The organism is Gordonia bronchialis DSM 43247 (assembly GCF_000024785.1).
Taxonomy (GTDB): domain Bacteria; phylum Actinomycetota; class Actinomycetes; order Mycobacteriales; family Mycobacteriaceae; genus Gordonia; species Gordonia bronchialis.
Genome location: NC_013441.1, coordinates 4,845,929 through 4,867,753 on the forward strand (window position 1 = coordinate 4,845,929; position 21,825 = coordinate 4,867,753).

Below are 21,825 nucleotides of genomic sequence, written 5' to 3' on the forward strand. Positions count from 1 at the left end.
ATCGTTCGGCCACGCCATACGATGCCAGTCCGGCCGTCGAGGGTCAAGTGGGTGTCGTCAGTCTGCGTTCGTCAGTCTGCGTTCGTCACTCTGCGCTGTAGCCGACGGTGTCCCGCGCGATCTGCAGGTTCCGCGCGATCAGCTCATCCGCGCCGAGTTCACCGTCGAGCTTGAACCACGTTGACACCCCGACACACATCGTCGTCACCGCACGACTCGCGTCCTTGGGGTACTGCGTCGTGAAATCACCGGCGCTGACGCCGGCGAAGACGATCTCGTCGACCATGTGCTGCTGACGATCCCGGTGTCCGATGTAGGTCTGGCGGTAGCTGTCGTCGAGACTGCGGATCTCCGTCGACCCCACGAAGGCCTGCTCACGCCGGTACATGTGGAACCGCAGCAGTGATTCGACGACCGCGTCGAACTGCTTGACCGGTTCGGGTCCGGCCTCGGCGATCGCGAGTTCGGAGCGAGCCAGCAGGTCGGTCATGGTGCGTTCGAGCAACCCTTGCAGCAGGGACTGTTTGGACGGGTAGTGGTGATAGAGCCCGGGTACCGAGAGGTTGGCCCGCGCCGCGATCTCACGTACCGACGTGCCGTGATAGCCGTGTTCGGCAAACGCCGCGAGCGCCGCGGCGAGCGGAACAGGCAGTTCAGCAGCACCGTAGTCACGCCAGTGACCCGTACCGTCGCCGTCCGCGACCACCGCCCCCGGGCCGGGATTCGACGACCCGGTCTCGTGCTCGACGGAATCGGGTGTCCCAGCGCGCACGTCCGCATCCCCAGCCCGGCCAGTCATGGGTTCCAAGATAGCGGCACGCTCAGGTGGAACTCTCAGCGGCGTTGGACCGGCCACCACCCGCCCGGTCGATCAGCCCGTGGACATGGAACAGTTCGGCGGGCGCAAGAAGCAGTCGGACGCTGAGGTCGACGATGGCGTCGCGCGTCATGTCCACATCCCCTTCGACCCACGCCGCCAGCAACCGGCTCAGGCCGCCCACCTGGTAGTGCGCGATGCCGAAGGCGGCACCGGACCCCAGTTCGGGATCGAGATCGATCACTCCGGACGCGCTCTGCAGGGTCAGGCCGGCGAAGAGTGTCGTCGACTCCATCCGCTTGGCGGCGATCACCGGACTCTGCAGGGACTGAGAGAACAGCAGACGACCTTTGCGCTGGTCAGCGGCAATGATATCGACCATCGCCGTGACCCCGCCGCGCACCTTGGACTCCATGTCCGAGCCTTCGTCGAAGGCGCGCAGCCCGGCATCGGCGAGCTCGCTGATCACCTCGTCGTAGAGCACCCCGACGAGTTCGTCGACCGATTCGAAGCTCTCGTAGAAGTAGCGTGCGGTGAGCCCGGCCTGGCGGCAGACGCCGCGCACCGTGACCGTGGCGTTCTCTCCGGCGCCGAGCAGGTCGAGTCCGGCGTCGATGAGCGCAGACCGACGGCGCGCGACGCGCGTGTCACCACCCTCGCCGCCGTAGGCGCGGAGTGTGGCGCCCGAGTCCGAACCGGAGCCGGCCCGGCCGGTCGATGTCGAGGATTCACGTGCCATACGTACATGTTGACACCCGACTAAGTTCCGCGTTGTAATAATCAGGAAACAACCGTTTTCACAATTTTGTGTCAGGAGGATCCCGGTGACCACTCAACCCATCACCAGCGGAAACGCAGCACTTTCGATGGGCACCCCGGCCGAGCCCACGGCCGTCTCGCCGATCGCTCCTGACGCCCTGCCCGCTGCCTTCGCCGCCGAGCGTCCCGACACCGAGCACCTCCCGCCGGCGACCCGGATGAGCCGTGCCGAGCTCGACGCCCTGCCCAACGACATCGACATGATCGGTGCGGGCGTGCTCGCCGGCGCCGCCAACGTCATCATGCAGCTCGCGGTTCCCGCCGTCGGCTACGGCGTCTACGAGTCCAAGGTCGACGCCGGCAACCTGTTCAAGCACCCGTTCAAGCGCACCCGCACCACGCTGAGCTACCTCGCCGTCGCGGCGATGGGGTCCCCCGAGGACCGCAAGGCCTACCGCAAGGCAGTCGGCAAGGCCCATGCGAAGGTCCGTTCCACGGCCGACAGCCCGGTCCGCTACAACGCCTTCGACCCCAAGCTGCAGCTCTGGGTGGCGGCCTGCCTGTACAAGGGAACCGAAGACGTCCTGCGCATCTACGGCGGACGTACCGAGATCACCGACGCCGAGTACCAGGCCGGTGCCGTGATGGGCACGACCCTGCAGGTGCCCCGCGAGATGTGGCCGGCCACCCGCGCCGACTTCGAGGAGTACTGGAACTCGACGGTCGCCGAGCTCGAGATCGACCCGGTGATCCGCGACCACCTGATGGCGATCGCCCGCGTCGAGTTCTTGGGCCCCGTGGTCTCCACGTTGCTTGGCTGGTGGTTCGAGATCCTCGCGCTCGGCTTCTTGCCCGAGGAGTTCCGCGCCAAGATGGGCGTCCGGATGAAGCCGTGGCAGAAGCTGCTCTTCAACGCGCACAACGCTTTGCTCCGTGCCATCATCACCCGGCTCCCGAAACCGTTGCGGCAGTTACCCTACAACCTCCTGCTCGCCGACGTCCGGTGGCGCATCCGCACGGGACGTCCGCTGGCCTGACCTTGGTGTGACCACGACGGTCCTGCCGGTTTGGCCCGATCACCAACTCGCTCTGCCGGTTACGCCTGACCATCATTCATTCTGCCGGTTGAGCCGCGACGGGCGAGCGCAGCGAGTCCGCCGCGTGTCGAAACGGTGAGGATGTAGGTGGGGGCGGTCCCGGCTCAACCAGCAGTAGAGCAGTGCAACCAGCAAATGGGGTGCTCGGCGCGTCACATCCGCTGCAGCGCATCACGATCCACGTCGGCCACACGGGTGTACCCGGCCAATCCCAGCGTGAGGTCGAGTTCGGCGATGATGTTGGCGACGGCGTCGCGCGCGCCGTCGGCTCCCGCCAGCGCCAGACCGTACATGTGTGGCCGGCCGATGCACGCGGCGTCGGCGCCGAGCGCCAGTGCCTTGAAAACATCTGCGCCGGTGTAGATCCCGGAATCGATCAGCACCTTGATGCGGCCGTCGACCACCGGCGCGATGGCGTCGAGGGCGTCGATGGAACTGATCGAACCGTCGATCTGCCGGCCGCCATGATTGGAGACGACGATGCCGTCCACCCCGGCGTCGACGGCGCGGCGCGCGTCGTCGGGGTGCAGCACACCCTTGAGCAGGATCGGCAGCGATGTACGTGCACGCAGCCCTTCGACGTCGGTCCAGTTCAGTGACGGCCGTGAGTAGATGTCGAGAAAGGTCTGCACCCCGACTCTCGGTTCGGCCGCCATCAGGTTGCGAAGCAACTTGCCCGGGGTGTTGCGGGCGATCGAGAACAGTGTCGCAATCACACCGAGTGACACCTCGGGTTTCTCCGAATCGCCTGCGGCAGCGGCACGTTCGGCGACGATCTCGGTGAACCGCCGGTCCGAGGTGTACTGTGCGATGCCCTCACCACGCGCGAAGGGCAACGACCCGAGGTTGAGATCCTGCGGTCGCCACCCCAGCATCGTCGTGTCCAGGGTGACGACGATCGCTGCGGCACCCATCTTCTCGGCGCGGACGAGCAGGCTGTCGACGAGGTCGTCGTCGACCGACCAGTACAGCTGGAACCATCGCGGCGCCCCCGGAGTAACGCCCTCCATCTCTCGCGCCACGCGCTCCATGGATGCCGAGCCCTGGTTGGAGAAGATGTAGGGCACCCCGAGTTCGGCCGCTGCGTGGCCGATGTGGATGTCGGCGTCGGACATCACCAGCGATCCGGCGCCGACGGGCGCGAACAGGATCGGCGCGGGCAGCCTCTGGCCGAACAACTCGACCTCGAGGGAGCGCTGCGAGACGTCGCGCAGCACGCGCGGCACGATCGCCCACCGATCGAGCGCAGACCGATTGGCCGCCATCGTGCGGCCCTCTCCGGCGCCACCGCCGACGTAGGCCCAGGCCCGCTCGCTCATGGCACGTCGTGCGCGACGCTCGAGCTCGGCGAAATCGGTCGGCACCCGTGGTTTCCGCCGATGAATTCCTGCGGTGTAGATGTCGTTCTGCCGCATGCGCCCCGGTCCGATCATGGCGTCACCTTACCGAGGGTCTTCACCGCTGTGGGCTGGGCCACAGGAGGATCAACTGCGGGGAAGCTAGTCTTGCGTACGACCCTGGGAGGAACCGTGGCGCTCTGGCTGTACCGGCTCGGCCGATTCAATTTCCGGCACAAGTGGTGGATCATCGCGGTCTGGGTGCTGACGCTCATCACGCTCGGCGCCCTCACCAGCGCCTTGTCCCCGAAGTTCGCAACCGACTTCGAACTTCCCGGCACCGATTCCGACAAGGCGCTGACCATCCTGTCGGAGGACTTCCCGGCCACCAACGACCAGTTGCTCAAGGCGTCGACCAAGATCCTGGTGGCCGCCGACGACGGTCTCGCCAAGCACAACGCGCAACTCGACGCGCTCGTCGCCAAGGCCCGCGAGCTGCGCGAGGTGACCAACCCCCAGATGATCCAGAACCCGGTGCGCGTCGCCGAGCAGAATCCGGCGCTCGGCGCGCAGGTGCTGCGCGACAACGGGACCGTCGGCATCATCGAGATCCAGCAGAACATCCCGGTGCAGGACCTCACCACCGACGACATGAAGCAGTTCACCGATCTGCTCGCCGAGTTCCGCGGCAACGGCCTGCAGGTCGAGGGCACCGGTGCGCTGATGCAGGTCTTCGAGCAGGGCGGGGTGGCCGAACTCCTCGGCTTCGCGATCGCCTTCATCGTCATGATCGTGGCCTTCGGCGCGCTGGTGGCCTCATTCATCCCGATCATCACCGGCATCCTGGGCGTGGGCATCACCATGCTCGCGGTCACGTTGAGCGCCAAGGTGATCGACGTCCAACAGAGCGCCACCGCCATCATCACCATGCTCGGCATCGCGGTCTCCATCGACTACGCGCTGTTCATCGTCTCCCGCTATCGATCGGAGCTGAATCTCGGTGGCACCCGGGAGGCGGCGGCGGGACGCGCCGTGGGTACCGCCGGATCGGCGGTGGTGTTCGCCGGCCTCACCGTGGTCATCGCGGTCGCCGCACTCGCGGTCGTCGGCATCCCGTTCATCACCCAGATGGGTATCGCGGCCGCCGGCGCGGTCGTCGTCGCTGTGCTCGGCGCCATCACACTGATCCCGGCACTGCTGGGTGCCTTCGGCAAGGTCGCGTTCAGGCCCCGCATCCCGGGTATCCGGCACGGCGACGAGCCGGATACACAGCCGTCCAACGGGCTCCGTTTCGCCCGGTTCCTCACCCGCTATCCGCTGCCCGTGGTCATCATCGGCCTGGTCCTGCTCGCCATCGCCGCCATCCCGATGACGAAGATGCAGCTGGGTATCGAGGCCACCAGCGACAACGAATACGCCGCAACGCAACTGCTCAACCGCGGGTTCGGCGAGGGGGTCAACGGCCCGCTGCTCGTCGTCGTCAGCGACGCCTCGGGTGGTGACGTGGCCACCGCGGCCAACGCCGTTGTCGCGCATGTGAAAACTCTCGACAACGTGGCCGATCCGGCGACGATCGCCTGGGTGGGCAACGGAACCGGCTCGGACCCGACCAAGCAGCAGGGCGCAACCGCCGCCCTGATCTCGGTGACTCCCGAGAAGTCACCGAGCGGGCCCGAGACGCACACCCTGATGGATCAGATCCGCGATTTCGGGGCGACCCACCCCGACGGCGCGACGGTCAATGTCGGCGGCCAGACGGCGATCACCTCGGACATCTCGGCCAAGCTGTCGTCGGCGCTGATCCCGTTCCTGCTGGTTGTCGTCGGGCTCGCCTTCATCATCCTGATGGTGGTGTTCCGGTCGCTGCTGGTGCCGCTGACCGCCACCATCGGCTTCCTGTTCTCGGTGTGCGCCACCTTTGGTGTCACGGTCGCGATCTTCCAGGAGGGTGACTTCGGTCTGATCGACCACACCAAGCCGATCATCTCGTTCCTCCCGATCTTCCTCGTCGGCGTGGTCTTCGGGCTCGCGATGGACTACCAGGTGTTCCTGGTGACACGCATGCGCGAGGAATACGTGCACGGGGTCTCGGCCAAGGATTCGGTGATCATCGGCTATCAGCACGGCGCCCGGGTCGTGGCCTCGGCCGCGTTGATCATGATCTCGGTCTTCGCGTCGTTCATGCTGGCACCGGACACCATCGCCAAGATGATGGGCTTCGCGCTGGCCGTGGCGGTCTTCTTCGACGCCTTCATCATCCGCATGATCGTGGTGCCCGCGATCATCGCGCTGATGGGCGACACCGCCTGGAAGTTGCCACGATGGCTCGACCGGATCCTGCCCAACGTCGACATCGAGGGCACCGCCATCCGCGAGATTCCCATCACCGATGACCCTGCGCCCGAACGCGATTCGGCTCCGGCGCCGGCCTGACGCATGCGGTACGGCATCTGCATCCTGCCCGACCAGCCGTGGTCGGCGGCGCGGCCACTGTGGCAGCGTGCCGAAGAGATGGGGTTTCACCACGCGTGGACCTATGACCACATGGTGTGGGGCGGACTGCCCGATTCGCAGTGGTTCTCCTGTGTCCCGACGCTGACCGCTGCAGCCGCGGTGACCTCCCGGATCAAGCTCGGCCCCTACGTGACCTCCCCCAATTTCCGTCACCCGGCTGCGTTCTCACGCGAGGTGCAGACGCTCACCGACATCTCCGACGGTCGGCTCATGGTGGGCCTCGGCGTCGGCGGCACCCCCGATGACAAGATCCTGGGCCAGCCGAAACTGGCAGTGCGTCAACGGGTCGACCGATTCCAGGAGTTCGTCGAGGTTCTGGATCGGACGCTGTCCGAGGATCACGTCAGTATCGACGGCACCTACTTCCGGACCGACGACATGCGGCTCGTGGGCGGCTCGGTCCGAGCGCGCGTCCCGCTGCTGCTGGCCGGAAACGGTCCGCGCTCAGTTCGTTTCGCCGCCCGGCACGGGGACGGGTGGATCACCACCGGCTCACCGTCGGAAACCATCGACGACTGGTTCGACGCGGTGGCCCGCAGCGTCGATGTTCTGCGGGAGGCACGCGCCGGCGACGACGCCCCGTTCGACACCTACCTCAGCCTCGACGCGTCGCCCCGCAACGCGCTCGAGAGCGTCGGGTTCTTCGACGACCTGGTCGGCCGCGCAACCGAACTCGGATTCTCCGACGTGGTGGTGCACTGGCCCCGAAAGACCGAACCCTACCGCGCTCCGCTCGCTGTTCTCGAACAGATCGCGTCGCGCGGGCTGCGGTGAGTGGAGCCGGACCGGTCAGCAGATGGCGGCGACGCGCGACTTCGCGATGAGTCCCTGCACGCCGAGACTGACCGCCAGGTAGATGAGCAGCGTCGCCCCGTCCAATCCACTCAGCCCGTGCCCCACGCCTTCGCCGAAGACGACCGGTACGCCGATGCTCAGGGCGACATGTGCGGCGATCGCCGCGAACCACAGCACGACCGTGACCGCGGTACCCTTCCTGACCATGATCCCGCTGGTGTTGCGGTAGATCCGCATGCTGTGGGCGCGGGGAACGGCGATCGCGGCGGCGACCACGAAGCCGAGGAGGACCGCGGTGATGGCTCCGGCGGTGAGGTGCGGTCCGGACTTCAGGTAGTCGGCGGTTTCGATGACCCCGATGATGCCGAGAATCATCGGCAGCTTGACCGGGTTGTCCTTGATCGGACGCTCGGTGGTCTGCCGGTACAGGATGAATCCGACGGCGGCCACGGCGATGAGTGCGGTGCTGATGTAGTTCATACCCATCAGGCTCGCGCGCCGACGACGCCCGGCCATCAACCCCAGGGTTGATCCCGGGTTGATTCGCGGGTCGAGAAGCCGACCCGGGCCGCGGGGCCCGTTAGCGTGAAGTACGTGCCACTCCCCGACATCCGCCGAACCCCCGACAGCGCGTTCCTGGCCACCCTGCTCGCCATCGCCGTTGCCGTGGCCGTCGGCGCCGACTACCCGGATACCGTCGTGTGGCGGGCCGTGCCCGGGGCGATCGCCGGTGGGGTGCTCGCAGTGACGCTCATCCGATCCGGCTGGTTCGGCCCGCGCGGCTTCGTCGTCGGCCCGTCGAGTGGCTGGCCGATCATGCTGACGATGTGGGCCTCGGCACTGGTGTGCACCGTGGCATTCTCCGGCGGCGCGACGCTGTGGATCGGCTACATCGCCATGGTTGCCGCGGCCAACGCCCCCGGTGGGCTGGCCACCGGTGTCACCCTCGCGGCACCGGTGATGGGTGCACTGGCCTGGCGCAGCTTCTCCCTGGACCATTCCGGGTCCACGATGCTGGTCAATCTGCTGGCCGCCGCGCTGGCCTTCGTGTACGTGCAGACCCGGCGTCGACGACGCGAGGCCGAGGAGCTCGCCGCCGCACAGCGCGAGGTGATCGAGGTCGAACGGACACGGGCGCTGGCCGCCGACCACCAGCGTGAGGTGGCCGCCCGCCTGCACGACGTACTCGCCCATACCCTTTCGGGACTCATCGTCACACTGCAGGGCGCCTCGCTGATGGCCCGGCAGCAGCAGGTCGCCACCGAGCTCGACGACAAGCTGCGCACGGCCGTCGCGCTGGCGCGGGACGGGCTGCACGAGGCGCGCGATGCCGTCGAATCGTTGCGTGAGCCCGTCATCTCCACCGCCGAACCGATCGGCGACTGGCTGCGACGTACCGTCGGACGGCTCAGTACGGCAACGGGTCTCGACGTCACCGTCGTCGGCGATCCGGACCTGATCTCCCCGTCCTGGCAGAATCTGGCTCGCTCGGTCCTGATGGAGGGTCTGACCAATTCCCTCCGGCACGCCGCCGGGGCCCCGGTACGGATCTCCATCGACGGTTCCGAGGTCACCGTCGTCTCCGACGCCGGTGGGCGCGCACTCGTGGATCGCGAACACCCCAGCGGTGGCCACGGACTATCCGGTCTGGCCGAACGTGTCAGTGCCGCAGGTGGCCTCCTGCGGTACGGTCCGACCGCTGACGGGTTCACACTGAACATGCGGATGACCACGAACGACGACGAGGGTGGCGCACAGTGACGGTACGGGTGGTGATCGCCGACGACCAGACCGTCGTCCGTGAGGGTCTGCGTTCGATGCTCGGGCTGCTCGACACCCTGGACGTGGTCGGGGTGGCCGCCTCCGGCGAAGAGGCACTCGAACTGGTCGACGAGACCGAGCCCGACGTCCTGCTCACCGACCTGCGCATGCCGGGTATCGGTGGCGTCGAGGCGATCTCGCGCCTGGTGGCATCGGGTTCGTCCACCCGCGCCGTCGCTCTCACCACCTATGACGACGACGCCACGATCCTCGCCGCCCTGTCGGCCGGCGCCTTGGGGTTCCTCAACAAGGACGCCGATCCGGAGACCATCGAGGCCGCTCTCGTCTCAGCCGCCGCCGGCCGTTCTCTGCTCGACGAGAAGGCGTTGCGCGCGTTGATGTCCCGTGGACGGTCGGCTGATGACCCACCCCGCCGAACACCTCCGGACGGGCTCACCGAGCGCGAGGTCGAGGTGATCGCGTTGATCGCCGAGGGGTTGTCGAATCAACAGATCGCGACCCGACTCGTCGTGAGCCTGAGCACCGTCAAGACCCACATCAATCACATCCTGGCCAAGACCGCGTGCCGAGACCGAGCGGCCCTGGTGAGCTACGCCTTTCGCCATCACCTGACGTGACTCACCCACAGCACAGCGCTACGCCGACAACAGCAGCGCCGCACCCATGCCCACCATCACCACGGCCACCCCACCGTCGAGGATCTTCCACGCCCGGGGGCTCGAGAACACCTTCGACAGCCGACCCGCCCCGTGGCCGAGCGAGGTGAACCACAGGACGCTGGCCGCACACGCGCCAATCGCGAAGGCCCACTTGCCGTTTCCGTGGCTGGTGGCGATGGCGCCCATCGTGAGCACGGTGTCGAGGTAGACGTGCGGGTTGAGCCAGGTGAGCGCCAGCGCGGTGGCCACCGCCGCCCACCGGCTCATCGTGGCGGCCTCGTCGGCGTTGGCGATAATGGCCGCATCGCTGCGCAGACACCGCTTGGCGGCCATCAGACCGAGGACGACGATGTAGGCGCCACCGGCGAGCTTGGCGAAGGTCACCACACCGGGGTGGGCGGCGACGAGCGCGCCGAGGCCCGCAACACCCGCCACGATCAGCACCACGTCGGACACCGCGCACACCGCCACCACCGCAGCCGTGTGTGACCGGCGCACCCCCTGCTGCAGCAGGAAGATGTTCTGCGGTCCGATCGCGATGATCAGACCGGCACCGGTCAGCAGGCCCGCCAGCGCGGGCATCACGTACGTGGTCACGTCACCCCACGCTAGGGAGCCTGCGATCAGCAGTCCAGCGAATGTTTCTGATGATTCATTAGCTGATCTTCATCTCGCGGGCGTGGCCGGATTCCGGATCGACCACCGAGACGACATCATTGATGGGATGCCGCACCTCGTCGCGCCACAGACGTGCCGCAAGATAGAAGCCGAGGGCGACCGGTACCGGCAGCAGGCCCGCCAGAATGAACGTGGTGGTCAGCCCGAGGAGGTGGCTGACAGGGGCCGCGATCGCCATCGACACCGGCATCAACGCCACCGAGACAAAGAAGTCCAGGCTGGCCACCCGGCCGAGCAGTGCCGGCGGGACGCGACGCTGCAGCAAGGTTCCCCACAGCACCATCGGACCGTCGAAGAGCACGCCCATCGCGAAGCCGGCCAGCACGAACAACCAGGTGTGCTCGGCCAGGCCCATCAGGACCAGTGGCACGCTGGAGAAGCCCCAGACCGCGAACATGACCGTGAGATACCGGCGTGGCATCGGGATCGACGCGAACACCAGGGAGGCGATCGCGGCGCCGGCACCGAATCCGGCCAGCACCAGGGCGTGATCCGACGCCCCGCCGTCGGCGCGCTCGCGCAGAGCGAAGGGGACGAGCACCTCTATGGGACCCATGGTGGCGAGCACGAGGACGCAGGCGAAGAACAGGGTCGCCCACAGCCACGGTGTCCGCCACAGGTAGGCGAAACCTTCGGAGACATCGGTGATGACGCCACGAATCGGGTTGCCGGTCAGTCGTTCCGCATCGTCGCGACGCAGGGAGACCGGGTCCATCCACACATAGAACAGAGCTGATGTGATGGACGCGATCGCCGCCAGCAGAACCGCGGGGCCCGGTGCCGTCGCGGCGATGACCGCACCGGCGATCATCGGGCCGACGGCCTGGAACACGACGGGTCGCAGGAATCCCTCGATTCCGTTGGCCGCCTGCAGTTCTGACGGCGCAACGATACTCGGCAGCAGCGCCGAATAGGCGGGGTAGTACATGCCGGTGGTGACGCCGCCCAGCACGGCCGCGGCCACCACATGCCACAGCGACAACGCCCTCAGAACCGACGCGAGACCCACCAGCCCGAAGGCGATCAGTTTGACGGCCTCGAGCCCGATCATGATGACGCGCTGTGAAACACGGTCGGTGAGAACACCTCCCGCCAGCGTGGACACCACCATGCCGACTGCGGCGGCGCCGGTGGCCAGCGACACCTGCGCCGGTCCGCCACCGAGGTCGATGACCTGCCACACCACCGCGATGGTCCACACCCCGTCGGCGAACATCGCCAGCACCAGACCCATCGCGAGCAGCCGGTACTGCCGCCGCGCGAACGGTGCCAGGGCCCGGGGCAGGCGGTGATCGGAGATGGTCATACCCACGAGCTTGCCTCACACCGGCGGGCCGCGGCCAGCGAGTTTTCTCCGGTCAGCTCGCCTTGCGGGAGGTCTTCTTCGCGGTGGACTTGGTGGCCGTGCTCTTCTTGGCGGCAGCCTTCTTGGCCGGCGCCTTCTTCGCAGCGGCCTTCTTGGCCGGCGCCTTCTTCGGGGCGGCCTTCTTGGCCGGTGCCTTGTCCTCGTCGCTGTCGTCGGCCGGGCGGTCCTTCACCGATGCACGCAGCGCCGCGAGCAGATCGGCGACCTCCGAGTCCTCGTCGACCGGCTCCTCGTCGTCGGAGGTCGGGAACGCCTCGGTCCCCTCGGCTTTGGCCTCGATGAGCTTGGACAACTCCTTCTGGTAGGTGTCCTCGAACTCGCTCGGGTCGTAGTCCTTGGCCATCGTCTCGATCAGCGACGACGCCATCTGCAGTTCCTGGTCACGGATGCTGATGTCCTCGTCGAGGAACCCGAAGTCGGGTTTGCGTACCTCGTCGGGCCACAGCAGCGTCTGCAATGTCATCACGCCGTCGACGACGCGCAGCGCCGCCATCCGGGTGCGGTTGCGAAGGGTGAACGAGGTGATGGCGAGGCGGTCGGTCTCCTCGAGTGCCTTGGCCAACAGGGCATAAGCCTTGGGCGACTTGGAGGCCGGTTCCAGGTAGTAGGGCTTGTCGAAGTAGATCGGGTCCACCTGATCGACCGGCACGAACTCCAGGATCGAGATCTCCGGGCTCTTCTGCACCGGCAACGACGACAGGTCGTCCTTGGTGAGGATGACCGTCTCACCGGAGTCCGTTTCGTAGGCGTTGGCGATGTCGGAGTAGTCCACCTCGGTGTCGGTGCCCTCACGGACGCGGCGATAGCGGATCCGGGTGCCGTCCTTGGAGTCCACCTGAAACGACTTGCGGTCGTGGCTTTCCGTCGCGGAATACACCTTGACCGGCACATTCACCAGACCAAAGCTGAGATCGCCCTTCCAGATCGAGCGCATGGCGCCCATTGTGCCACTTCGCACCCCATTCCGCGGAGAGGTGGACAATGGACGCATGGCACCCGGTGACGGCACACACCTCGACGTCGACGGCCACCGGATCTCGATCACCAACCTGACCAAGGTGCTCTATCCGCAAACCGGGACACGCAAGTTCGAGGTCATCGACTATTACTCACGCATCGCCGACGTACTGCTTCCGCATCTGCGTGGCCGGCTCGTCACGCGCAAACGCTGGCCCAACGGTGTCGAATCCACCCCGTTCTTCGAGAAGGACATGCCCGAGAGTGCGCCCGCGTGGATCACCCGGCACGGCATCGAACACAGTCAGCGCGTCATCAACTACGCCGTGGTGGACTCGCGGGCGACGCTGGTCTGGCTCGCCCAGATGGCCGCACTGGAGTTACATGCGCACCAGTGGCGGTTGCCCGTCATCGACGACGCGCTGCGGGCCAATCGGATGGTGCTCGACCTCGACCCCGGGCCGGGGGTCCCGCTCACCGAATGCGCGGCGGTGGCCCGGCTCATCCGCGATCTGCTCGCCGACGCCGGGATGGACACCTACCCGGTCACCAGCGGCGGCAAGGGAATTCACGTCTACGCTCGACTCCCCCGGCCGGTGTCACCGGATGCCGCGCGCACGCTGGCCAAGGAGATCGCCACCCGACTCAGTCGAGAGCATCCCGACACCATCACCGCGACGATGGCGAAAACCCATCGGGAACAACGGATCTTCATCGACTGGAGTCAGAACAGCGGTTCCAAGACGACGCTGTCGCCGTATTCATTGCGCGGTCGCGAACAACCCTGGGTCGCCGCGCCCCGTACCTGGGACGAACTCGACGATCCCGGCCTTGATCAGTTGCTCTACACCGACGTCCTCGACCGCGTCGACGAGCGCGGCGATCTGCTCGACGGCCTCGACGACGACTACCCGGCGTCCGGCCCACCATCCGAGCAAACCGAAGTGCACACCCCAAGGCCCCCAACCGAAGACAGCACCGGCACCGACGATCGACAGGTCATCAACCTGCGCGAGTACCGCCGCAAACGCGACGCGGCGAAGACACCCGAACCGTTCGGAGACGAGAGCCATCAGAGCCGGACAGCCCAAACCGCCGCCCCCAGCGGCGATCCCATCTTCGTCATCCAGGAGCATCACGCACGACGGTTGCACTACGACTTCCGTCTCGAACACGACGGCGTCCTGGTGTCCTGGGCGGTGCCGAAGAATCTGCCGACCGACCCGGACCAGAACCGGCTGGCCGTCCGGACCGAGGATCATCCGATGGACTACGCCGATTTCGAGGGCGACATCCCGGCCGGCGAGTACGGCGGCGGGCACGTATCCATCTGGGATCGAGGCACTTTCACCACCGAGAAGTGGCGGGAGAAGGAGATCATCGTCCGGCTGGCCGGGGAGCGGGTGCAGGGGCGGTACGCCCTGATCAAGACCGGCGACAAGAACTGGCTCGCACATCTGATGAGTGACGAACCGCGCCCCATCGTCCCCGACAGCCTCTCCGACCCAAGGCCGATGCTGGCCACCGACGAGGACATCGAGGGACTCTCCGAATCCGAGTGGGCCTTCGAGGGCAAGTGGGACGGATACCGAATCCTGTTGCGTTACATCGGTGGCGAACTCCGCCTGACCTCTCGATCGGGTATCGACATGACCCGCGACTTCCCCGAGATCGCCGAGATCACCGAGCATCTCGGCCTCCTCGACGTGGTCCTCGACGGCGAGGTGGTGGCCCTCGATTCCACCGGCCGCACCAACTTCACCCTGCTGACCTCGCGCAACCACACCGATGAGCCATATACGTTGCGGCTCTACCTGTTCGACATCCTTTACCTCAACGGCGCGTCGCTCCTGCGCAAGACCTGGACGCAGCGGCGCGAACTCCTCGAGGAGCTCGCGCCGGCCTTCCGCCACTCCCGCTACGTCGAGGTGCCACCCCTGCTCCCCGGTCCGGGCCAGGTGGCTGCCGACCACAGTCGCGAACACAACATGGAAGGTGTTGTGGCCAAACGCCGTTCCTCCATCTACCAGCAGGGCCGACGGTCCGCGTCGTGGCTCAAGCACAAGAACTGGAGCGACATCGAAGTCGTCATCGGCGGGTGGCGACCCGGCCGCGGATCACGGGAGAACACCATCGGGTCGCTGCTCTTGGGCCTGCCGGAGGAAACCGGCCTGCGCTATGTGGGGCGCGTCGGAACCGGATTCACCGACGCCGCGCTGGCCTCCCTCGCCCAGGAACTCGAACCCCTGCGGATCTCACGGTCGCCGTTCCTGGAGAAGCTCGACCGCCCGGTCGCGTCGACGGCGATCTGGGTGCTCCCCAAGATCGTCGGCGAGGTCCGGTTCATGGACTGGACCACCACCGGCCACCTCCGACACCCGAGCTGGCGCGGCATCCGGCGTGACAAACTGCCCGGCGACCTGTGACCCCGACCATCCCGCCCCCGACGACGTCCGACCCCCTCCGACCCCCGGCGATGTCCGACCCACGACGAGAGGAATCCGCACATGCCCGGTGAGACCATCACGATTTCTGCACCCGCCGGTGAGGCCGAGATGTATGTGGCCCGCCCCGACGAGTCCGGTGGCCCATGGCCGGGCGTTCTGTTCCTGGTGGACGCCATCGGCCTACGGCCGCAGACACGTTCGATGGCCGATCGCATCGCCTCCTGGGGCTACGTCGTCGCGGTGCCCAATCTGTTCTACCGCGACGGCACGGCCGCCGAGGTGGCACCCGAGCACGACCTGCTCCGTCCCGAGGACCGGGAGGCGTTCTTCGCCGTCGCGACGCCCCGGGTGCGGGCGCTGACCGACGAGATCGTCATACCCGATCTCCATTGCTATCTCGACACATTGTCGTCGCTGCCCGGCGTCGACGGCCCACATGTCGGCGTCACCGGCTATTGCATGGGCGGACGTCTGGCCCTGCTCGCTGCGCATGAACGCCCGCAACAGGTTTCGGCTGTCGGAGTGTTCCACGCCGGTGGCCTGGTGACGGACAACTCGGCCAGTCCACATCTGCATCTGTCCGGCATCGAGGCTTTTGTCCTCGCCATCCACGCCGACAACGACCACTCACTTCCCGCCACCGCCGTCGCACAGTTCGAGCACGCGTTGACCTCGAGTGGTGTCACCCATCACACGACCGTCTATCCCGGTGCCGCCCACGGCTACACGATGGCCGACACCTCGATGTATCACCACGAGGCTGCCGAGAATCACTTCAGTGAGTTGGAGGCACTGTTCGCGCGCACGCTTCCAGCGGCCAGCCCACCTCACGCCGCCGGGTAGTCCGTGGGCGCTCTGGCGGGGTGGTCCGGCGTCCGCGACCCGATGGCCCCACCCCGCACCACCCTCGCGGCACCTGCATCCACCGACGCGGCTAGCCTCAGGGGAGTCAGTGACGTACAGGAGTACCCGTGTTCGTTGTCGCCCACATCAGCGACCTCCATTTCAATGGCACCCGGTTCAATCGGAGCCGCATCGAGTCGACGCTGAGCTACATCAACGCGCGCGCCGACGGAATCGATGCCCTCCTCATCACCGGTGACCTCGCCGACGAGGGCAGCGCGAGCGAGTACCGAGAGGCCTACGGGGTCCTCGAGAGCCCCCTGCCGATGTTGATCACCGCAGGCAACCACGACGTCCGAGAGAATTTCAGTGCCGCTCTCCTCGACCATGAGACGTCGGAACCCCTCAACTGGTCGCAGCGGATCGGCGATGTCTTGTTCCTCGTCGCCGACAGTTCCATCGCCGGGCGCAATGACGGCTACCTCTCCGACGACACCCTCACCTGGATGGCCGACGAGATCACCATGCACGGCGACGAGACGCCCGTCCTGATCGCCTTCCATCACCCCCCGGTCAAGCTGTCCATGCCATTCATGGACTCGATCCGGCAGACTGGCGAGGACCGGTTGGCGGCGCTCGTGGGCCGGCACCCGAACATCGTCGCCTTCCTCTGCGGGCATGCCCACACCCCCGCCGTCACTCGTTTCGCCGACCGGCCGCTCTGTATCGCTCCCGGCGTCGCGTCGACGCTGAACCTGCCGTTCGAGGGCCACGACATCGTCAACCGTGGTCAGCCGCCCGGTATCGCTTTCCATATTCTCGACGAGGGACGGTTCGTGACGCACTTCCGTTCGGTGATGTTCTAGTGTCCCGCACCACCGACGGCTGAACGCGCCGGCATCCGCTACTTCGACGACGACCCGGTCCCGAGCAACTCCAGCAGTTTGTTGCCGATCTCGGGGATCAGTCCCGGACCCGGATCGGGCAGGTTGTCCGGCAGCACACCGGGCTGCCGGGTGGCCGGGATCTTGGCAGTTCGGGTGGCCTCCAGCCGGATTCCGGTCTGACGCTGCTTGGTCAGCGGTGTCGCGTAGCGCGACAGGTCGGTCCCGGTGGTCACCGAGGCCACCACTCGCAGGCCGGTTGCCGCGAAATCGGCTGCCGCCCTGCGAATGTGACTGGGTGAGGTGACCAAGATGATGTCGCGCACGCCCTTGCCCGCGAGAATCGCGGCGGTATTCTGCGCGTTGGCGACCGTGGACCCGGACTTGTCCTCGGTGGTTATGCGACTCGCATCGACCCCGTTGTCCACCAACCACTTCTGCATCGCCGACGCCTCGGTGATCCCCTTCTTGGGGACGCCACCGCTGACCACGATCGGTGCCGAGGTGGTGAGTTCCGCCTGCGACTTGCCCGCCCGAACCCGATTGATCAGTTCGGCGGCCATCTTTCCGTCGGCCCCCAGTCCATAGCCGAGGATCACGATGGTCGGGCGACCCGACACGTTCTTCGGCGTGGTGTCGGGCACGATCTTCGCCGCATCTGCCACCCCGGCGATGATGTTGCGTGCCGTGGTGGCCAATGCCGGATTCATCATGGACAGCTTGTTGAGCGCGGCCTGCATGGCTGCGCTGTCGTCGACTTGATCTGACCAGATCGCCTGCAGCGCAATCGCTTGCGCGTCGGCCGGCGCGACCGCGACCACCTGCTTGAGCGCATCGAGCCCGCCCGCGACGTCGCCCGCGGCGAACTTCTTCTGCGCGTCGTTGTACAGCGCCGACGAGTCGAGGCTGGTGGCGCGGGGCACCACGTCGTGATGCCCGACGACCGGCATGGTGCCGATGACGCCGCCGCCGACCGCCGCGACGAGGATCGTCGCCGCTGCCGCGACCTTGAAGCGCCGAGTCACTCTAGTCACAGAAGTCACTGGCGTAACAGTATGGCGTTTCGGCAACACCTGGGCACCCGCTTGGTCCCAAGTCGGTAACGCCCATCTCCCCGGAATCTCAGGGGATCCCGGGGAATCGAGTCGGACGGACGCGTCAGATCAGCGTCGGAGACCCGCGACCTTCAGCAACTCGGGGCGACGCAGGAGCAATCCGATCCACATCACGACACCGAGGTACACCGCGAACAGGGTGTGGTCGAGCAACGGCGCCTCGATCCGCATATTGGCGGTGACCGCGCCACCGAGGTAGGCGGTGAGTCCGACGGCACCGAGCACTGCGGTACGCGGAATCGCATACACCGCAAGGCAGATCAGCAGTACGACGCCCATCACATAGCTCTGGTCGACCGGGAAGCCGAGGTCGCGCATACCGTCGACCACCGCCTGCGGCTGGGTGAGTTTGCCGACGACGTCGAAGATCAGAAAGGGAGCCACCACCACGCTGATGATGATGCCGCCGAGCTGTTTCCGGCTGCGGATGCCCGCCGGCGCGTCGTCGATGCTGTTCTCGAGAGTTCCGATGATGGCGTTCATGATGTCCTCCAGGGCGTATTCGGGTGTTGCCGATACAGACAAACCCGAGCCGGAAAACTCATCGGCGCGTATCAGATAGACCTCGGGGCGTGCACCGGTTGTCCGATGCAGGCCCCGAGATCCAGGCTCTCCGACGGCTACAGCGCCTTCAACTCCTCGACGACCGAGTCGACTGACTTCTTCGCGTCACCGAAGAGCATCGAGGTCGCATCGCCGAAGAACAGCGGATTCTCGATACCGGCATAACCCGAACTCATCGACCGCTTGAGCACGATCACTGAGCGCGCCTCGTCGACGTTGAGGATGGGCATGCCATGGATCGGCGAGCTGGGATCGTTTCGCGCCGCCGGGTTGGTGACGTCGTTGGCGCCGATGACGATGGCCACATCGGTACGGTTGAACTCACCGTTGATGTCGTCCATCTCCTTCATCGCGTCATAGGGCACATCGGCTTCGGCCAGAAGCACATTCATGTGTCCGGGCATGCGGCCGGCGACCGGGTGGATGGCGTACTTGACCTCCACCCCCTTGCTCTCGAGCAGGGAGGCCATCTCCTTGACCGCATGCTGGGCCTGCGCCACGGCCAGACCGTAACCGGGCACCACGATCACCTGATTGGCGTACGCCATCTGGATCGCGGCATCCGCGGCCGAGGTCGCCTTGACCGTGCCACCCGCACCGCCGGCGCCTCCGGCCGGACCGGCGTCGTCGCCACCGAAGGACCCGAACACGATCGCCGGGATGGAGCGGTTCATTGCCTTGGCCATCAGGTTGGTCAGGATCGAACCCGACGCGCCCACGATCATGCCGGCCACGATCATGGCCTGGTTGTTGAGCGCGAGACCCGCTGCGGCGGCAGACAGTCCGGTGAGTGCGTTGAGCAGCGAGATGACCACCGGCATGTCGGCGCCGCCGATCGGGAACACCACGAACAGGCCCATCAGACCGGCGATGATCAGCAGCGCGACGATCCAGAACCACGGCGTCGCCTCGGCGGAGTCGGCGGACAGACCGATGTAGATCGCGATCGCGACCGCCGCGATGGCCAGCACGATGTTGGCCAGCTGGAATCCCTTGGCCGCCTTGACCAGAGCCTTCTCGAGGTTCTTGTTCAGCAGTTCCTGCAGCTTGGCGAACGCCACCAGCGAACCCCAGAACGACACCGAACCGATGATCGCCGCGAACAGTGATCCGACGATGACGTGCACGTCGGGCTGCTCATGGATGTTGGTGAAACCGTCGGATTCGATGTACTCGGCCCAGGCGATCAGGGCCACCGTGCCGCCACCGACACCGTTGAACAGGGCAACCAGCTGCGGCATCGCCGTCATCTTGGTTTTCAACGCCGGCGGAATACCCAGCACCACACCGAGAATCAGGCCGACGGCGATGAGAATCCAGTTGATCGCCGGCACACCGTCGACACTGGGCGGATTGTTGTACACGTACAGCAGGGTCGCCACGATCGCGATGCCCATACCGACCGCCGCGATCCAGTTGCCGCGCACCGCGGTCTTGGGGCCGGTCAGCCCCATCAGGCCGTAGATGAACAGCGAGAACGCGACAATGTAGAGCGCGGTCACACCGTAGCCGAGCGCCTCGTACTTCTGACCCGCTGCTTCCAGGGCGAAAGCGGTCCCGTTCACTTGGCGGCCTCCTTCTTACCCTTGAACATGCCCAGCATGCGGTCGGTCACGGCGAAGCCGCCGACCACGTTGAGCGTTCCGAACACCAGCGCGACGAATGCGATGGTCCGCACACCCCATCCCGCATCGGCGGGCAGCGAGCCGAGCACCACCAGCGCACCGAGCACGACGATGCCGTGAATGGCGTTGGTGCCCGACATCAGCGGCGTGTGCAAGGTGTTGGGCACCTTGGAGATCACCGCGAACCCCACGAACCCGGCCAACACCAGGATCGCGATATTCGCCAACAGATCCGTATACATCAGGCCGACGCCTCCTTTGCGTCACGCGTGACACACGCCGCCGCGAGCACCTCGTCGTCGAAATCCGGTGCGATGGCGCCGTTGTCGTCGAGCATCAACTCGATGAGCGCGAACAGGTTCTTCGAATACAACTCGCTGGCATGCTCGGGCATGGTGGCCGGCAGGTTCAGCGGCGACGCGATCGTCACGTCATGCTTGACGACGGTCTGCCCCGGCTCGGTCAGCTCACAGTTGCCGCCCGTCTCCCCGGCGAGGTCGACGATGACGCTGCCCGGCTTCATCCCCTCCACCGCGGCAGCGGTGACCAGACGCGGTGCCGGTCGACCAGGCACCAGGGCGGTCGTGATCACCACGTCAAAACCCTTGATCGCGTCCTCGAGTGCCCGCTGCTGCTGGGCACGCTCGTCCTCGGTCAGCTCACGGGCATAACCACCCTCGCCCGCGGCGTCGATGCCGAGATCGAGCCACTGCGCACCAACGGAACGCACCTGCTCGGCGACCTCGGGTCGCACGTCGTAGCCGGTGGTACGAGCACCCAGCCGCTTGGCGGTGGCCAGCGCCTGCAGCCCGGCCACACCGACGCCGAGGATCAGCGCGGTGGCCGGCTTCACGGTGCCCGCCGCCGTGGTCAGCATCGGGAAGAACCGCGTGGACAGGTCTGCCGCCACGATGACCGACTTGTAGCCCGAGACGTTGGCCTGCGAACTCAGCGCGTCCATCACCTGGGCACGCGAGATACGCGGGATGGCCTCCACCGCGTAGGCCTCCACACCCGCGGACTTCAGCGTCCCGATCTGATTGTCGGCATTCCGTGGCGCGAGAAACCCGACCAGCTTCTGGCCACTGCGCAGCCGGCCGATCTCCTCGTCCGACGGCGGCGCGACCCGCAACACGACATCGGCGGAATACGGATCGCCGATCGTCGCACCTGCCTCGGTGTACGCCTCGTCGGGAATCAGCGCGCCGAGACCGGCGCCCGACTCCACGACGACGGGCACACCCTTGCCCACCAGCGACGCGGCCACCTTGGGAACAAGCGCCACCCGACGCTCACCCACGGCCGTTTCGCGCACGACACCCACGCTCATGTTTCTTCTCACCTTGTCTGGTCCGCAGCGAATACGGGTACACAGCGCCACGGGGCACTCCGGCCCGATCCAGACCGGCACCCCCGAACCGCGGTCTGGCGACCTGGCTCGGAGGTCCCACACGCTGCGCGGGCGACAGAGGTGTCGCCCGGCTCACAAAACGTGCGAAGAACATAGCATGCCCTGAACAGGCGTGGCTGAGGCAGTCAGATACCTCACTCACCCCTTGACGAGACGGCCTCCTGGACTTTTGGAC

The 21,825-nt window shown here is 66.5% G+C and carries 20 protein-coding genes; 8 read left to right on the plus strand and 12 right to left on the minus strand.

The window, feature by feature from the left end:
- Positions 1-85 precede the first annotated feature (85 nt).
- A complete protein-coding gene (locus tag GBRO_RS22435; RefSeq protein ID WP_223372770.1) occupies positions 86-799 on the minus strand; it encodes a TetR/AcrR family transcriptional regulator in 714 nt (237 codons plus the stop codon).
- 22 nt (positions 800-821) lie between these two features.
- A complete protein-coding gene (locus GBRO_RS22440) occupies positions 822-1,556 on the minus strand; it encodes a TetR/AcrR family transcriptional regulator (protein ID WP_012836139.1) in 735 nt (244 codons plus the stop codon).
- Positions 1,557-1,641: 85 nt separating this feature from the next.
- Here GBRO_RS22440 and GBRO_RS22445 point away from each other — a divergent pair, with 85 nt between their 5' ends.
- Positions 1,642-2,613: an oxygenase MpaB family protein gene (locus GBRO_RS22445; protein WP_041920044.1), complete on the plus strand. Its 972-nt coding sequence runs from the start codon at positions 1,642-1,644 to the stop codon at positions 2,611-2,613.
- 212 nt (positions 2,614-2,825) lie between these two features.
- On the opposite strand, the gene GBRO_RS22450 is transcribed toward GBRO_RS22445, so the two are convergent.
- On the minus strand, positions 2,826-4,106 hold the full coding sequence (locus GBRO_RS22450; RefSeq protein WP_012836141.1) for an alpha-hydroxy-acid oxidizing protein: 1,281 nt from the start codon (positions 4,104-4,106) through the stop codon (positions 2,826-2,828).
- Between the two features lie 96 nt (positions 4,107-4,202).
- Between GBRO_RS22450 and GBRO_RS22455 the strand changes: the two genes are divergently transcribed.
- Both GBRO_RS22455 and GBRO_RS22460 read left to right on the plus strand, forming a co-directional pair.
- Complete coding sequence (locus GBRO_RS22455) at positions 4,203-6,443, plus strand: MMPL family transporter (protein WP_012836142.1); 2,241 nt, start codon at positions 4,203-4,205, stop codon at positions 6,441-6,443.
- Positions 6,444-6,446: 3 nt separating this feature from the next.
- Positions 6,447-7,298, plus strand: a complete 852-nt coding sequence (locus tag GBRO_RS22460; RefSeq protein ID WP_012836143.1) for an LLM class flavin-dependent oxidoreductase — start codon at positions 6,447-6,449, stop codon at positions 7,296-7,298.
- Between the two features lie 15 nt (positions 7,299-7,313).
- Here the strand turns inward: GBRO_RS22460 and GBRO_RS22465 are convergent, their stop codons facing one another.
- Entirely contained in the window at positions 7,314-7,835 is a 522-nt protein-coding gene (locus tag GBRO_RS22465) for a hypothetical protein (protein WP_223372776.1), read from the minus strand.
- Positions 7,836-7,913: 78 nt separating this feature from the next.
- Between GBRO_RS22465 and GBRO_RS22470 the strand changes: the two genes are divergently transcribed.
- Both GBRO_RS22470 and GBRO_RS22475 read left to right on the plus strand, forming a co-directional pair.
- Complete coding sequence (locus GBRO_RS22470; RefSeq protein ID WP_147290677.1) at positions 7,914-9,080, plus strand: sensor histidine kinase; 1,167 nt, start codon at positions 7,914-7,916, stop codon at positions 9,078-9,080.
- Positions 9,077-9,718: a response regulator gene (locus GBRO_RS22475; RefSeq protein ID WP_012836146.1), complete on the plus strand. Its 642-nt coding sequence runs from the start codon at positions 9,077-9,079 to the stop codon at positions 9,716-9,718. Before GBRO_RS22470 ends, GBRO_RS22475 begins: the two co-directional genes overlap by 4 nt.
- An 18-nt stretch (positions 9,719-9,736) precedes the next feature.
- On the opposite strand, the gene GBRO_RS22480 is transcribed toward GBRO_RS22475, so the two are convergent.
- The 3 genes from GBRO_RS22480 to ku form a co-directional block, all read right to left on the minus strand.
- Complete coding sequence (locus GBRO_RS22480; RefSeq protein WP_012836147.1) at positions 9,737-10,342, minus strand: LysE/ArgO family amino acid transporter; 606 nt, start codon at positions 10,340-10,342, stop codon at positions 9,737-9,739.
- A gap of 73 nt (positions 10,343-10,415) precedes the next feature.
- Complete coding sequence (locus GBRO_RS22485) at positions 10,416-11,744, minus strand: MFS transporter (RefSeq protein WP_041920046.1); 1,329 nt, start codon at positions 11,742-11,744, stop codon at positions 10,416-10,418.
- A 52-nt stretch (positions 11,745-11,796) separates the two neighbouring features.
- The gene (gene ku / locus GBRO_RS22490; protein WP_440588765.1) at positions 11,797-12,738 is read right to left on the minus strand and encodes a non-homologous end joining protein Ku; all 942 of its coding nucleotides are present in this window, start codon (positions 12,736-12,738) and stop codon (positions 11,797-11,799) included.
- A 55-nt stretch (positions 12,739-12,793) separates the two neighbouring features.
- Between ku and GBRO_RS22495 the strand changes: the two genes are divergently transcribed.
- The 3 genes from GBRO_RS22495 (at position 12,794) to GBRO_RS22505 (ending at position 16,917) form a co-directional block, all read left to right on the plus strand.
- Entirely contained in the window at positions 12,794-15,187 is a 2,394-nt protein-coding gene (locus tag GBRO_RS22495; RefSeq protein WP_012836150.1) for an ATP-dependent DNA ligase, read from the plus strand.
- A gap of 81 nt (positions 15,188-15,268) precedes the next feature.
- Positions 15,269-16,051, plus strand: coding sequence for a dienelactone hydrolase family protein (locus tag GBRO_RS22500; RefSeq protein ID WP_012836151.1), 783 nt, complete (start codon positions 15,269-15,271; stop codon positions 16,049-16,051).
- A gap of 128 nt (positions 16,052-16,179) precedes the next feature.
- Positions 16,180-16,917 (plus strand): metallophosphoesterase, encoded by a 738-nt coding sequence (locus GBRO_RS22505; protein WP_012836152.1) that lies wholly within the window; start codon positions 16,180-16,182, stop codon positions 16,915-16,917.
- A 38-nt stretch (positions 16,918-16,955) separates the two neighbouring features.
- On the opposite strand, the gene GBRO_RS22510 is transcribed toward GBRO_RS22505, so the two are convergent.
- From GBRO_RS22510 to GBRO_RS22530, 5 genes are all read right to left on the minus strand, one after another.
- Positions 16,956-17,969, minus strand: a complete 1,014-nt coding sequence (locus GBRO_RS22510) for a YdcF family protein (protein ID WP_052298328.1) — start codon at positions 17,967-17,969, stop codon at positions 16,956-16,958.
- 129 nt (positions 17,970-18,098) lie between these two features.
- The gene (locus GBRO_RS22515; protein WP_012836154.1) at positions 18,099-18,533 is read right to left on the minus strand and encodes a DoxX family protein; all 435 of its coding nucleotides are present in this window, start codon (positions 18,531-18,533) and stop codon (positions 18,099-18,101) included.
- A 137-nt stretch (positions 18,534-18,670) separates the two neighbouring features.
- Positions 18,671-20,179: an NAD(P)(+) transhydrogenase (Re/Si-specific) subunit beta gene (locus tag GBRO_RS22520; RefSeq protein WP_012836155.1), complete on the minus strand. Its 1,509-nt coding sequence runs from the start codon at positions 20,177-20,179 to the stop codon at positions 18,671-18,673.
- Entirely contained in the window at positions 20,176-20,481 is a 306-nt protein-coding gene (locus GBRO_RS22525; RefSeq protein WP_012836156.1) for an NAD(P) transhydrogenase subunit alpha, read from the minus strand. The genes GBRO_RS22520 and GBRO_RS22525 overlap by 4 nt, the downstream gene beginning before the upstream one ends.
- A complete protein-coding gene (locus tag GBRO_RS22530; RefSeq protein ID WP_012836157.1) occupies positions 20,481-21,569 on the minus strand; it encodes a Re/Si-specific NAD(P)(+) transhydrogenase subunit alpha in 1,089 nt (362 codons plus the stop codon). Before GBRO_RS22530 ends, GBRO_RS22525 begins: the two co-directional genes overlap by 1 nt.
- Positions 21,570-21,825 lie beyond the last annotated feature (256 nt).

What these genes read in the sequence shown, in the direction of transcription:
- GBRO_RS22500 (WP_012836151.1), top strand. Translation starts at nt 15,269, where the DNA reads ATGCCCGGTGAGACCATCACGATTTCTGCACCCGCCGGTGAGGCCGAG.
- GBRO_RS22435 (WP_223372770.1), bottom strand. Translation starts at nt 799, where the DNA reads ATGACTGGCCGGGCTGGGGATGCGGACGTGCGCGCTGGGACACCCGAT.
- ku (WP_440588765.1), bottom strand. Translation starts at nt 12,738, where the DNA reads ATGCGCTCGATCTGGAAGGGCGATCTCAGCTTTGGTCTGGTGAATGTG.
- GBRO_RS22525 (WP_012836156.1), bottom strand. Translation starts at nt 20,481, where the DNA reads ATGTATACGGATCTGTTGGCGAATATCGCGATCCTGGTGTTGGCCGGG.
- GBRO_RS22530 (WP_012836157.1), bottom strand. Translation starts at nt 21,569, where the DNA reads ATGAGCGTGGGTGTCGTGCGCGAAACGGCCGTGGGTGAGCGTCGGGTG.
- GBRO_RS22485 (WP_041920046.1), bottom strand. Translation starts at nt 11,744, where the DNA reads ATGACCATCTCCGATCACCGCCTGCCCCGGGCCCTGGCACCGTTCGCG.
- GBRO_RS22480 (WP_012836147.1), bottom strand. Translation starts at nt 10,342, where the DNA reads ATGCCCGCGCTGGCGGGCCTGCTGACCGGTGCCGGTCTGATCATCGCG.
- GBRO_RS22450 (WP_012836141.1), bottom strand. Translation starts at nt 4,106, where the DNA reads ATGATCGGACCGGGGCGCATGCGGCAGAACGACATCTACACCGCAGGA.
- GBRO_RS22465 (WP_223372776.1), bottom strand. Translation starts at nt 7,835, where the DNA reads ATGGCCGGGCGTCGTCGGCGCGCGAGCCTGATGGGTATGAACTACATC.
- GBRO_RS22515 (WP_012836154.1), bottom strand. Translation starts at nt 18,533, where the DNA reads ATGAACGCCATCATCGGAACTCTCGAGAACAGCATCGACGACGCGCCG.
- GBRO_RS22495 (WP_012836150.1), top strand. Translation starts at nt 12,794, where the DNA reads ATGGCACCCGGTGACGGCACACACCTCGACGTCGACGGCCACCGGATC.
- GBRO_RS22440 (WP_012836139.1), bottom strand. Translation starts at nt 1,556, where the DNA reads ATGGCACGTGAATCCTCGACATCGACCGGCCGGGCCGGCTCCGGTTCG.
- GBRO_RS22460 (WP_012836143.1), top strand. Translation starts at nt 6,447, where the DNA reads ATGCGGTACGGCATCTGCATCCTGCCCGACCAGCCGTGGTCGGCGGCG.